Below are 13,378 nucleotides of genomic sequence, written 5' to 3'. Positions count from 1 at the left end.
GATTAAAATATGATTTTAAACGTTGTTCCTTTGTTAATTTCACTTTTAATTTTAATCGATCCACCGTTTAATTGAATGATTTTTTGCGCAATAGATAATCCGAGTCCATTACCGCCTTGACTTCTTGAACGAGATTTATCCACTCGATAAAAGCGATCAAAAATGAAATCTTGATCTTCCTCTGGAATACCAATTCCATGATCTGTAATTTCAATTATTTTTTGCTTATTTTTTAACCTTGTCTTAACTTTAATTTTCTTATTCTTCACATCATATTTAATTGCATTATCAATAAAGATTAAAAATAATTGTTCGAATTGATGAGGTTTCATTTTAATTTCTAGATTTTTAGATGTCAGATCCGTATCAAATTGATAATCAGGATGCAATTGTTTTAATGAGTGTATTCGCGAGCGAATTTCATCATTAATATGCACGGTCTGCGCTTCAGAAGAAATGTCATTTACATCTCCTTTAGTCAATTCAAGTAATTCTTCGACTAACTTTATGATACGATTCATTTCTTCAATAGAAATATTTAACGATTCTTCTAATACTGCTGGGTCTTTTTTTCCCCATCGCTGAATCAAATTTAAATGACCTTGAATAATTTGTAATGGTGTTCGTAATTCATGTGACGCATCTTCAACAAATTGTCTTTGTTGATTAAATGATTCTTCAATTTGGCTCATCATCTCATTAAACGTATTTGCTAAATTATCTATTTCTTCATAATTTGTATTTAATTGCAATTTATTTTGAAAACCATCTCGTCGAATCTCAATCATTTTATTTGATAAACTGACAAGCGGTTTAGTAATTTGAGTTGAAAATACATAACTGATTGTGGCAGTTATAATTGTTGCAATCACTCCAAATGCGAGCGCAATGATATACAATGATTTTACAATGTTATCATAATTTTCTAGTGAATGAATTAACAAGCTATACCCTTTGAAATCTTGCGTTGTGATTGGTTCTTTAATAATTAAATAATCAATGCCTTTATAACGCTTTTTTATTACGCGGTCAAAATACCGGTGTTCATAACCTGGTTCAACTCTCACTGTGTTATCATTCGATGTCTCAAATAATTTATTATTATGCTCATCATAAATAATAATCTCTTGAAAATTACCTAAAGATGCATTCAAGTCTAATGCAGATATATCTTTAACAGGCTTAGAATGAAATAAATTATTAATATCGCTTGAGCTTCGTTCTGCATCATCAAGCTCACTATTATGCAGTGTATCTTTTAAGAAAAAGATAATAATTAAACAAAATAAAAATATCGTGACAAACGTAATCATCGTGGTAACAATAATCCAGTTATTGCGCAATTTACGTTTTGTCATCGTATCACATACCCAACGCCACGAACTGTTTCAATCATTTTGTCACGATCGTATGGTTTTAACTTGTTTCGTAAATATCTTATATAAACATCTACGACATTTGTTTCTACTTCACTATTATAACCCCATACATGATTTAAAATTTGTTCCCGTTGCATAACATGGTTTTTATTTTCAGCTAGAAGATATAGTAAATCATACTCTGTTTTTGTTAATTCAATTTCTGCACCATTTACCGTCACTTTAAAAGCATTCTTATCAATTGTAATACCGTTGACATCGATAATATCTTTTTGTGGCTGACGACGTAATATCGCACGTATTCTTGCTAAAAGTTCTTCAATATCAAATGGTTTCACTATATAATCGTCTGCACCGTAATCAAGCCCAGCAACTTTGTCATACGTATCACTTTTCGCTGTAATTATAATGATAGGTGTAGATTGTTGTTGTCTAATTTTGCGACAAATTTCTAAGCCATTAATTGACGGCAACATTAAATCTAATATGATTAAATCATAGTAATGGCTAAGCGCTTTATCTAAACCGTCTTGTCCATCATACTCTGTGTCCACATTGTAATTTTCATGTGTGAGTTCCAATTCAAGAAATCTTGCTAAGTTTTGTTCATCTTCTACTATTAAAATTTGCGTCATTTGTACACCTCATATTACGACTTTTTCTAATAAGGTAATATATTTTAAATTTTGTATTTTTCTATACAATAGTTGCTTTTTAAATTAGTTTGTTTACGTTTAAATTTTATCACAAATCAATAACCATGTTTTAAAATTTTCAAGCTACAATCATTAATTATTTATTAACTCAAATATTTAATAATCAGTTAATGGAATTCTGTTATTTCTGATTGCAGTACTTAAATATAGAATACTGTAACACAAGGTCTTACCGCAATATCAATTGTTGTCGTATACTGACTTTTCACTAATGTAAAATGAATAGTTATTATCTTTATTTTCACAAAATGACCGTAGTTTAAACATTTTCACACATCATTTCAATGTGCGATTTTGAACTTGCAAGTAACATTTCTTAATGTATGAATTCAAAAGGAGTATGTAAACAATATAATTTTTAAGCTTCATCAGTTTTAAATATTCTAATTCTACTGAGAAATACAAATTTTTTTATTTTCTAAAATAGCGTAATCATGCGTTTTATTTACTATTCTTAAAAAATATTCAAAAAAAGTTTTAGTTTCTAATTGACAATGATTCTCACTAATGTATAATAGTAGTTGAAAATGATTATCAATACCACATAGAACATCCCCCCCACAACGTTTCGTTCTTGTTGGATTGGTCATTTTCAAATATTCCCCTTTTATATGCCCGTAAAAGACAATATACGTTATAACAACGTTTTATAAAAGCAGTAAACCCTTACGACACTTTAGGTTTACTGCTTTTGTTTTTTTACTATTTAATTGATTAATTTATTTCTAAGTAATAACGTTGATAAAATAATGCAAAATACGCCACCAATGATGCCGGCAATAATATCTGTTGGATAATGTACACCTAGATATACACGTGATATAGAAATCAATAAAATCATAGCTGCACATAACCCTATAAGAATACCTTTTGAATTACCTTGATTTAATCGATTTAACAGATAGATACCACTTCCAAAATATGCAGTTGATCCCATAGCATGACCGCTAGGAAAACTAAATCCTGTTATATCAATTAAACGCAGCAATGTAGGTCTTTCTCTATCGAATATATTTTTTAATGCTGGATTCAAAATTCCAGATAATGCCATTGTTAATGCAAAAAATAATGCTTCAATTTTGTGGCGCTTTAACATGAGATATGCCACAAGAAGTAATGAAATACATAACATTGCCCAGACTTCACCTACTTTAGTAGCCCCAAGCATGATAGATGTCGTAATAAAGCTCTCTGATGAATATATAAATTCATAAACTTCATTATCAATCCATTTCCCTAGTCTTGATTCGTGGAAAAACGCGATAATTCCAAAAACCAATGTAAAAACGATGAGCAAAGAGATACGTTTCCATTGACTCATAAAGCATTACCCCCCATTAATTCAATGCGTCTTTAATCATCTTATCAAATAAAGCTTCTTTCGTATAACTTTGTTCATACGATTTCATATTATTGATAATTCGAGTTCTTTCTTGTTCCATTTCATTTAGTTCTTGTAATAAAATTTGTGCTGTTAATTGTTCTTCATCAATCGCTTTAGCATAACCTTTATCAGCAAAATGATTTGCATTGTCAATTTGATCGCCTCGGGATTGATCTAAACCTAATGGTACTAATAACATTGGTATACGTAATGTTAAGAACTCATAAATCGCATTTGATCCTGCTCTACTTATTACTGTGTCCGTAATTGCTAATAAATCTGTTAAATCCTCTTTAACAAATTCATATTGTATATATCCTGATTTTTTAACTTGAGCATCTTTTAATCCTTTACCAGTTAAATGTATCACTTGATATTGTTGTAATAATGCATCTAAGTTTTCGCGAATAATGCTATTTAATTTTTTACTTCCTAAACTTCCACCCATAACGAGTAAAACTTTTTTATTTTCATTAAAGCCTGTTAATTGATAACCATTATGTGCATTACCATTTTTTAAATCTTCTCGAATTGTTGCTCCAATAAAATCAACTTTCTCTTTAGGTAGGTAGTTTAGCGTTTCTTCAAATGTTGTATATATTTTCTTGGCAAATTTAAGTGCTATCTTATTCGCTAATCCTGGTGTTAAGTCAGATTCATGAATAATAGTTGGTATATTTAATGATTTGGCTGCAATAACAACAGGCACAGATACAAAACCACCTTTTGAAAATAATAGATCAGGTTTTTCTTTTTTCAAAACTTTACGAGCATCAAGAATACCTTTCAATACTTTAAATACATCTTTGGCATTTTCTAAAGAAATATATCTTCTTAATTTACCACTCGAAATAGGATAATACTTAATTTCTGGTAGTTGTGATTCAATCATTTCTCTTTCAATACCATTTTTAGAACCAATATAAAGCGCTTCATAACCTTGTGATAATGCAGTTGGAATTAAACTTAAATTTACTGATACGTGTCCAACTGTTCCCCCTCCGGTAAATGCGATTTTCGTCATTAATATTACCTCTATTCTTTTAAATTTTTATAATATGCATAAAATGGTTCACCTTTATCATATGGCGGATATTCCATTAATTGTTCACCGACCTTATGAAATCCAAATTTGGCAAATAAACCTTGTGCAGGTTTGTTTAACGCAAAGGTGTCCGTTAAAATAACTTCTGCACCACGTGCTTTAACTACATCAATAACATAATTGAATAATTCTGTAGCAGCTCCTTTATATTCTTTCGAACCAGTTAATCGATGAATAACAAAGGCACCTTCTCTATTTACTGGCCAGTCAATGTCATCATACCATTCTGCTTGGTCTTGGTCGACAACAATAAAGCCATAAATTTTGTCATTTTCCTCTAATACGTACAAATAATCTTTAGCAATATCTTCTTCAAAATGTTCTAAAAGAGGGTACTGATCGTCCCATTGCTCGTTGTCGTGTTCTTTCATTAATTCTTTTGCTTCTTCTACTAGATTTAAGATTTGATCTAAATCTGACATTTTACCTAGACGGATCATGTACGTCACTCCTTATATCGTTATGTTAAACATGTTTTTCAGTACATGTTAATCTTACACACTATTAACATGCTTTAAACCTTTATTATGAATGAAAAATAGTAATTATCACACTATGGGATAAAAATAACCAATAAAAGTATCATATACCAATTAATTGATTGTTAAAACTAGTGAATAATACTATTTAAAAAGTATATGCTCATAGTATATTAAAGCATAAATTGTTAACAGCGATGATAGAAATTGCGTTATTTACATCATTTATAAATGTCTAATTTATATCTTTTAGAGTTAGACGTCAATAAAAATAAACACGCCTCTTAAATTGCTACCTTTGCAAATTTAAGAAGCGTGTCATTAACATAATAATAATAAAATTTTAGTAGTGTGTATCGCTTATTTTAAAATATTAATCAATTTATCGAGAACATCATCATGTTTATTAGCTTTTTCAACTAATAACTCAGTAAATTTATTATTCGTTTCTTTATTAAATTCACCAGTTACCTCGAGTTTATTCGCTTGTTGGAAAGCTTTAACTTGATTTCCTAAAGCTTGATCAAATTGCGTTGATTCATTATCAACTTTATAACCTAAAGCTGATAAACCAATTTTAATAGTTTTAATATTTTTATCATCGTCTCCAACTTTAAATGTTTTCGAATTAGGAATGACATTTAAAGATTGATATTTAGGTGTGTCAATAGTAACGTCTGGTTTAATGCCTTTACCGTGAATATAATGACCATCTGGCGTTAACCATTTCATTTCAGTATATTTTAACAATGAACCATCCTTAAACTCTCTTGTAGTTTGTACGACACCTTTGCCGAATGTTTTTGACCCATAAACTTTAGCTTTATTATAGTCCTTTAGCGCACCAGTAAATACTTCAGAAGCGCTAGCTGAACCTTCATTCACTAAGATGGATATATCCATGTCTTTCGCTTCTTTTAACGCATCATTAGAAGTTTGAATTGCTTCAGTATCTTTACCTTTTTCTAGTTTAACAACAGTTTTTCCTTTATCGATAAAAATATTTGCCATTTTAACAGCTTCATCTAGTAGTCCACCTGGATTATTTCTTAAATCTAAAACAATCTTTTTCAAACCATCTTTGTGAGCTTTAAGAACTGCATCTTTCAATTCACCTGATGTATCATTCTGGAATTTATTAATAGTAATAACTCCAACATTACCTTTTTTCTTATACTCAACACTTTTAACATGAATTTTTTCACGTTTAATCTTAACGTCTTTTTCTTCACTGCCTCGTTGAACAGTTAAAGTTACTTCAGTGTTTTCTTTACCACGAACATCTTTGACAACTTCATCTAATGCTTTACCTTTAATTGATTTTCCATTTACTTTAGTAATGACATCTTTAGGACGGATGCCAGCACGTTCTGCTGGAGAACCCTTCATAGGGCTAGTAACCATAATTTGATCATTTTTCTTTTGCATTTCTGCACCAATACCTACAAAATCACCTGAAACACCTTCATTAAAGGATTTAGTTTGTTCTTTTGTTAAATATTCAGAATAAGGATCTTTTAATTCTTTGACCATGCCATCAATTGCAGCTTTACTCAACTTGTCAGAGTTCTGTTTTTTATAATAATCACTATTTAAGATTTTATACACATTTTCAATTTTATTTAAGTTTGCTTGATCAGTTTTGTTTAAACCACTTATTTTTTGATTTATAAAAATATATGCAACAACTGTGATGACAGCTGTTATTAGGATTGTACCAATTAAAATTGATATGAATTGCCAACGTTTTAAGTGAACGCGTTTCGATGAATTAGATTGTTGGTCTTGATTGCTTGTTGCAATTTCAGCGCGTTCATCATCGGATGAAGATGTTTGTTGCTTATCATCCATTGTATCACTTCCTTATTATGTATTATGTACTTTTAAATTCTGTGTAGTTAATCATATCAATTTATGCAAGATAGCGCACCATATTTCACTATAATTGATTAATTTTTAGTCACAACTTAGTTTATTTTAAATTAAAACCAGGATAACAACTTGCATCACCCTGGTTCTAACTATTATTATAAAAATTATATTAAAATTTTAGCCATTCCGTATATTCTTCATATAAATCATCAAATACAGACATTGGCAATGTGAAATCACCATGTGTCTCAATATAATCAGACAGTATATTAAAATCATCATCGTGTTTTGGGAAAGCAAGATCGTCAAATATCTCTTCTGCTAGACGACCTTTATCGTCGTGTCGCCCACGAACTGTCATGACAAATTGATAAAACGAATAGTTTTTCATTAGTTCATTGTCACATCAATCACTTTTGTTTCACCTTTAATCACAGCATTTTCATCATAAATATTAATTGAAGCCGCTTGATCTGTGTTAGTAATAATAATTGGTGAAATAACAGATTTAGCATTATTATTAATATATTCAAGGTTGAATCTTACTAATGGATCTCCGACGTTAACTTCGTCACCACTAGACACTAACACTTCAAATCCTTCACCGTCTAATTGAACTGTGTCTAAACCGATATGAACTAATAATTCTAATCCGTTATCTGCTTTTAAACCAATCGCATGCTTAGTTGGAAAGACATTGTCAACACGTCCTGCAATTGGAGACACAACCTCTCCTTCAGTTGGATTAATACCAAAACCTTCGCCCATCATTTTTTGTGCGAATACAGGATCTGGAATATCTTCAATTTTCACGTATTCTCCAGTTAATGGTGCATAAATTGCGATATCTTTCTGAACTTCTTTGCCTTTTCCGAATAATTTTTTAAACATACTTTCCACTCCTACTTATCAAAATGTGATATTAAATCGCCATAACCCAATTCTTCTAATTTTTCATATGGAATAAATTGAATTGCAGCGGAATTGATACAGTATCTTAAGCCGCCACTTTCTTTAGGTCCATCATTAAAGACATGTCCTAAATGACTATTTGATTCTTCTGAACGCACTTCAGTTCTCAACATACCAAATGATTTGTCGACTAATTCTATAATTTCATCGTCATCAAGCGCTTTGGAAAAGCTAGGCCATCCACATTCAGAATGAAACTTTTCTTCAGATGTAAATAAAGGTTTACCAGAAATCTTATCTACATAAATTCCTTTAGCAAAATGATTCCAATATTCATTCATAAATGGTGGTTCAGTGCCATTTCCTTGTGTAACAATATATTCTATGTCTGTTAGTTCACTTTTATCTTTTTTAAGCATTTTGATTCCCCCAATGTGATTCTATAAACGCTTTTCTACCTGAACCACGTTGATATTGGTAATAATGTACCGGGTTCTTTTTATAATAATCTTGATGGTAGTCTTCAGCTGGATAGAAATTTTTATATGGTTTAATAGGTGTAATCACTGGTTTCTTGAAAATACCTTGTTCATTTAATTGTTGCTTTTTAAACTCAGCAGCCTTTTTCTGATGCTCATCATGATAGAAAATGACTGGTTGATAGCTTTCGCCTCTATCGAAAAATTGCCCTTGATCATCAGTTGGGTCAAATGTTTTGAAATATATGTCTAATATATTTTCAAAGGAAGTAACCTCTGGATCAAACGTAATTTGTACTGCTTCGACATGGCCGGTTTGATTCGTACATACCTGTTCATAAGTTGGGTTGTCAACATGACCGCCACTATAACCAGATACGACTGACTTGATGCCTGGATATGATGTAAATGGTTTAACCATGCACCAGAAACATCCTCCTGCTAATGTTGCATATTCTTTTGTCATATGAATTACCTCCTCTATCTATCTAATTATAAATTTAGTCTATAAAGGATTGAAATGGAAGTAATTAACACTGAAAAGATTAAATTTACTTCTTAAGGACTACGAGGCCAATCGCACCTTGACCAGTATGTGCAGAAATAACTGGTGTAGTTACATTTATATCGTAATTATTCACATGAAAAGCTTCATTAAAAACTTTCTTCAATTTATCAACATATTCAATAACGTTAGCATGTGCGACACCAACGGATTTGATTTCATGATCTCCTATAAATTCAGCAATTTCCTTTTTCAAGTATTGGATACTAGAATTTTGAGTTCTCGCATTGTGCACAAGCTCTAAGCGACCATCATCTAGTGTACCAATTGGTTTGATTTTCATAAGATTACCAATCAAACCTTTTGTTTTACTAATTCTGCCACCTTTAATTAATTGATTCAATTGCCCTATAACTACAAATAATTTAATGTTTTCTCTTAAATGATTTAACTTTTTAACTATTTCAGAAGTTGAGACACCTTCTTTTACAAGCTCTACTAGGTGTTGTATTTGATATCCTAAACCAAAAGAAATAGATTTTGAATCAATAACAGTTACATTAGCATCTACCATTTGACTTGCTTGGTAAGCAGTGTTAAATGTACCACTTAATCCTGAAGAAAGATGAATACTTATGATTTCAGCGCCATCTTTTCCTAGTTCTTCATAAGCAGATATAAATTCGCCTATGGCTGGTTGACTTGTCTTTACATCTTCATCATTTTCAATATGATTAATAAATTCTTCTGATGTAATATCTACTTGGTCAACGTATGAAGCTCCTTCAATTGTTAAACTTAAAGGAATTACATGTATGTTGTTTGCTTCTAAATATTCTTTAGATAAATCGGATGTTGAGTCTGTCACTATAATCTGTTTTGTCATGGTCATTTTCCCCCTTATTTTTTACGAATTAAATGTAGAAAGGTATGTGGAATTGTATTTTTTTCATCTAGTTTACCTTCAACTGAAGAGGCAACTTCCCAGTCTTCAAATGTATAAGGTGGAAAGAACGTATCACCACGGAATTTACCTTCAATAACAGTAATATACATGTCGTCCACTTTATCAATCATTTCTTCAAATAATGTTTGCCCTCCAAATATGAAAACATGGCCCGGTAGTTGATAAACATCTTCAATAGAATGAATTACATCAACGCCCTCTACGTTGAAACTTGTATCTGAAGTAAGTACAACATTTCGACGATTCGGTAGTGGTTTACCAATCGATTCAAATGTCTTACGACCCATTACTAAAGTATGACCTGTTGATAATTTTTTAACATGCTTCAAATCATTTGGTAGGTGCCAAGGTAATTGATTTTCAAAACCAATTACTCGTTGCAAGTCATGTGCAACTAGAATGGATAAAGTCATGATTATCCTCCTTCTTCTATCATTTCATTTTTTATTACTAAGTTATCTTTAATTTAACACAATTTTTATCATAAAGTGTGATAGAAATAATGATTTTGCATAATTTATGAAAACGTTTAACACAAAAAAGTACTTTTTTGCACTTGAAAATACTATGATGTCATTTTGATGTCTATATAGTTAGCTAACTATGCAATGACTACACTGCTATTGGAGCTTTTATTGCTGGATGTGATTCATAGTCAACAATTTCTAAATCTTCATAATTTATGTCAAAAATAGACTTGTCACTGTTAATTTTTAATGTTGGAGGATTGAAGCTTTCACGTGCTAATTGTGTTTGAATCGCATCAATATGATTTGAATAAATATGTGCATCTCCAAAAGTATGCACAAATTCTCCTACTTCAAGTCCACATTCTTTGGCAATAAGGTGTGTCAATAAAGCGTAGCTTGCGATATTAAATGGCACACCTAAAAAGATATCTGCGCTACGTTGGTATAACTGGCAACTTAACTTACCATCTTGGACATAAAACTGGAACATGGTATGACAAGGCGGAAGTGCCATTGTGTCAATTTCTGTTGGATTCCATGCAGATACGATGTGTCGTCTTGAATCTGGATTATGCTTAATTTGCTCAATTACTGTTTTAAGTTGATCAAAATGATTACCATCTTTATCAACCCAATCTCGCCATTGTTTACCATAAACATTTCCTAAATCACCGAATTGCTTCGCAAATGTATCATCCTCAAGAATACGTTGCTTAAATTGTTTCATCTGTTCTTTATATTGTTCGTTAAATTCAGGATCACTCAATGCACGATGCCCGAAATCTGTCATATCTGGACCTTTATACTCGTCTGATTTGATATAATTTTCAAAAGCCCATTCGTTCCAAATATTATTATTATATTTTAATAAGTATTGGATATTTGTATCACCTTTAATGAACCATAATAATTCGGTTGCTACTAATTTAAAAGAAACTTTCTTTGTCGTTAATAGTGGAAATCCTTTAGATAAGTCAAAGCGAAGTTGATGACCAAATTTCGAAATCGTACCTGTATTTGTGCGATCATTTCGTGTATTTCCTATTTCTAAAACTTCTTCACAAAGACTGTGATATGCTGCATCAAATGAATTCAACATATGCGATAACACCTCATTTTCATTATTTATAGTATGTATATTTAGTTCGACATAATTTAACTTTATGTAGTATTTTGTGATCACTCATTTTAGGAATGTGATATTAATAACATGGATTCCGTTACTTTATTTATAAAATACTGATTAAGTACCTACCACATCGTAACGTGTTATATGTTTCCAATTGCTAATTGTTTACCCAAATCTATAACTTTAATGCTAAAAAATTTTAAAAAAGAGGTTAACACATGATTTGAATATTATGTTTGATGTCCTATTAAAACAGTTAAATTTCTAAAAAATATAGTTGGTAAGAACGGACTTTATTTAACAAATGGAATACAACTATATTCTCTATTTTCAATGACAGACACCATTTTTAATATTATAAAATGTGTTAACCTTTATATTTATTTATGTGTACTATTTACAATTTTCGTCAAAGGCATCCTTTAAGTCCATTGCAATGTCATTAATATCTCTACCTTCGATAAATTCTCTAGGCATAAAATAAACTAAATCTTGACCTTTGAATAAAGCATACGAAGGACTAGATGGTACCTGCTGAATGAATTCTCGCATTGTAGCAGTTGCTTCTTTATCTTGCCCAGCAAAAACTGTAACTGTATTTGTTGGTCTATGTTCATTTTGTGTTGCAACTGCTACTGCAGCTGGTCTTGCTAATCCAGCTGCACAGCCGCATGTAGAGTTAATAACTACAAAAGTTGTGTCATCAGCATTTACTTGGTTCATATACTCTAATACTGCTTCGCTCGTTTCTAAACTTGTAAAACCATTTTGAGTTAATTCGCCACGCATTTGTTGCGCAATTTCTTTCATATAAGCATCATATGCATTCATATTTAATTCCTCCAATTAAATTGTTCTGTTTGCCATTTGTTTCCATACTGAACCAAGTGCTTCATCTCCGTTTTCAATACGAGATATGGCCATTTCAATTTGTAATTTAACTTCAAACGCACTGTCATTAATATGCGCTTTAAGTGCAGGAAGCTGCTCTGCATTACCTTCATCAAAGATAAACATAGCAGCACGCCACCTAACGATTTTCTGTGGATCATCTAATAGTAGCACCATTTCTGGTAGTGCCTCTGGATACCCTAAATCGCTTATGCAATCCCCTGCTGTTCTTCTTACAGCAGGACTTTTATCACGAAGCCCCTTATATAAATACGGTAAAATTTCTTTACTTTCAATCATACCTAATAATACAATCGCTTGACGTCTAACCGGTACTTTTTCATCAGATAAAGCTAAATCAAGCAGCGGTATATCTTCAAAAGTCGGCTTTGGAAAATGGTTTAACATTCGTAATCGAGTCTTCCAATTATCAGTCGCATGATATTCATCCAAAGAGACATGTCGATAGAAATGATAATTATTAGTTGCGTGATTTTCTTCTAAAGCATGTTTTACCAATACGGGTAACTGTGATTCTGGATAGGTAGCTAGCACTTCTTCTAGGACACCATCCATTACTTCTTCAATATTTCCATAGCGATTTCCTAAATCTAGCCATTTACGCATAAAAACAATATTGTCATGTTCTGTTTGCGCTTGAGTCATATAATCAACATATGTTTGTGGTAATTGTTCTCTTAATTCTTGGTCAGTAGAAGTTAGCTTAATTTGATACGGTATACCCTTAAAAGTTAATAGTTCAGCTTTAATTTCACCAAAATGATTGTCAATTTGAGGTTCATTTACAATTTCTAAAACCTTATTCCCATCAGAAAAAACAGCTTTAATATCAGGTAATATGACTTCCCAATCAGCTTTTGGTGCCTTATCAACAGCTAAGAAGTTCATGACATGAAAAATAGAAGTGATACCGTCTATAGATAACAACTGATTTATAAATCTTGGTTGTGTTTCTTCTACTTTTTTATAAGTATTAGATAACTTGTCTTCTCTTGTAAATGACAAAACAACTTTCATTGTATTTGGACTTGGCGTTGGCTCTATACGTAAAATTTCCATATACTTTATT

Annotated in this window: 16 protein-coding genes and 1 pseudogene; all 17 read right to left on the bottom strand. The window is 31.2% G+C overall.

What is annotated here, in order from left to right; genetic code table 11:
- Positions 1 to 2: 2 nt before the first annotated feature.
- A complete protein-coding gene (arlS, locus tag IDG45_RS03920; RefSeq protein ID WP_000166793.1) occupies positions 3 to 1,358 on the bottom strand; it encodes a sensor histidine kinase ArlS in 1,356 nt (451 codons plus the stop codon).
- Complete coding sequence (gene arlR, locus IDG45_RS03915; RefSeq protein WP_000192137.1) at positions 1,355 to 2,014, bottom strand: response regulator transcription factor ArlR; 660 nt, start codon at positions 2,012 to 2,014, stop codon at positions 1,355 to 1,357. The genes arlS and arlR overlap by 4 nt, the downstream gene beginning before the upstream one ends.
- 261 nt (positions 2,015 to 2,275) lie before the next feature.
- Positions 2,276 to 2,408, bottom strand: a pseudogene (locus IDG45_RS03910) (hypothetical protein).
- 76 nt (positions 2,409 to 2,484) lie between these two features.
- Positions 2,485 to 2,685, bottom strand: a complete 201-nt coding sequence (locus IDG45_RS03905; protein ID WP_000184337.1) for a hypothetical protein — start codon at positions 2,683 to 2,685, stop codon at positions 2,485 to 2,487.
- A gap of 116 nt (positions 2,686 to 2,801) precedes the next feature.
- A complete protein-coding gene (locus tag IDG45_RS03900; RefSeq protein ID WP_000084773.1) occupies positions 2,802 to 3,416 on the bottom strand; it encodes a phosphatase PAP2 family protein in 615 nt (204 codons plus the stop codon).
- 16 nt (positions 3,417 to 3,432) lie between these two features.
- Positions 3,433 to 4,503: an undecaprenyldiphospho-muramoylpentapeptide beta-N-acetylglucosaminyltransferase gene (gene murG, locus IDG45_RS03895; protein ID WP_206171561.1), complete on the bottom strand. Its 1,071-nt coding sequence runs from the start codon at positions 4,501 to 4,503 to the stop codon at positions 3,433 to 3,435.
- A gap of 11 nt (positions 4,504 to 4,514) precedes the next feature.
- Positions 4,515 to 5,024: a GNAT family N-acetyltransferase gene (locus IDG45_RS03890; RefSeq protein ID WP_000620194.1), complete on the bottom strand. Its 510-nt coding sequence runs from the start codon at positions 5,022 to 5,024 to the stop codon at positions 4,515 to 4,517.
- A 399-nt stretch (positions 5,025 to 5,423) separates the two neighbouring features.
- On the bottom strand, positions 5,424 to 6,914 hold the full coding sequence (locus tag IDG45_RS03885; RefSeq protein ID WP_206171559.1) for a S41 family peptidase: 1,491 nt from the start codon (positions 6,912 to 6,914) through the stop codon (positions 5,424 to 5,426).
- A gap of 190 nt (positions 6,915 to 7,104) precedes the next feature.
- Positions 7,105 to 7,326, bottom strand: a complete 222-nt coding sequence (locus IDG45_RS03880; RefSeq protein ID WP_000801007.1) for a YozE family protein — start codon at positions 7,324 to 7,326, stop codon at positions 7,105 to 7,107.
- On the bottom strand, positions 7,326 to 7,826 hold the full coding sequence (locus IDG45_RS03875; protein WP_000473654.1) for a PTS sugar transporter subunit IIA: 501 nt from the start codon (positions 7,824 to 7,826) through the stop codon (positions 7,326 to 7,328). The genes IDG45_RS03880 and IDG45_RS03875 overlap by 1 nt, the downstream gene beginning before the upstream one ends.
- 11 nt (positions 7,827 to 7,837) lie before the next feature.
- Entirely contained in the window at positions 7,838 to 8,266 is a 429-nt protein-coding gene (gene msrB / locus IDG45_RS03870; protein WP_000913322.1) for a peptide-methionine (R)-S-oxide reductase MsrB, read from the bottom strand.
- Positions 8,259 to 8,792 (bottom strand): peptide-methionine (S)-S-oxide reductase MsrA, encoded by a 534-nt coding sequence (msrA, locus tag IDG45_RS03865; protein WP_000159902.1) that lies wholly within the window; start codon positions 8,790 to 8,792, stop codon positions 8,259 to 8,261. Before msrA ends, msrB begins: the two co-directional genes overlap by 8 nt.
- 85 nt (positions 8,793 to 8,877) lie before the next feature.
- Positions 8,878 to 9,717 (bottom strand): fatty acid kinase binding subunit FakB2, encoded by an 840-nt coding sequence (fakB2, locus tag IDG45_RS03860; protein ID WP_000166049.1) that lies wholly within the window; start codon positions 9,715 to 9,717, stop codon positions 8,878 to 8,880.
- Between the two features lie 14 nt (positions 9,718 to 9,731).
- Positions 9,732 to 10,211, bottom strand: coding sequence for a dihydrofolate reductase (locus IDG45_RS03855; protein ID WP_000175751.1), 480 nt, complete (start codon positions 10,209 to 10,211; stop codon positions 9,732 to 9,734).
- 199 nt (positions 10,212 to 10,410) lie between these two features.
- Complete coding sequence (locus IDG45_RS03850) at positions 10,411 to 11,367, bottom strand: thymidylate synthase (RefSeq protein WP_000934885.1); 957 nt, start codon at positions 11,365 to 11,367, stop codon at positions 10,411 to 10,413.
- Positions 11,368 to 11,790: 423 nt separating this feature from the next.
- Positions 11,791 to 12,228: a bacilliredoxin BrxA gene (gene brxA / locus IDG45_RS03845; protein WP_000995283.1), complete on the bottom strand. Its 438-nt coding sequence runs from the start codon at positions 12,226 to 12,228 to the stop codon at positions 11,791 to 11,793.
- Positions 12,229 to 12,243: 15 nt separating this feature from the next.
- Complete coding sequence (locus tag IDG45_RS03840) at positions 12,244 to 13,368, bottom strand: virulence factor (RefSeq protein ID WP_000404620.1); 1,125 nt, start codon at positions 13,366 to 13,368, stop codon at positions 12,244 to 12,246.
- Positions 13,369 to 13,378 lie beyond the last annotated feature (10 nt).

This window comes from Staphylococcus sp. EG-SA-10 (assembly GCF_017151945.1).
Lineage (GTDB): Bacteria > Bacillota > Bacilli > Staphylococcales > Staphylococcaceae > Staphylococcus > Staphylococcus aureus.
This window is presented reverse-complemented; position numbering and strand designations above follow the sequence as displayed.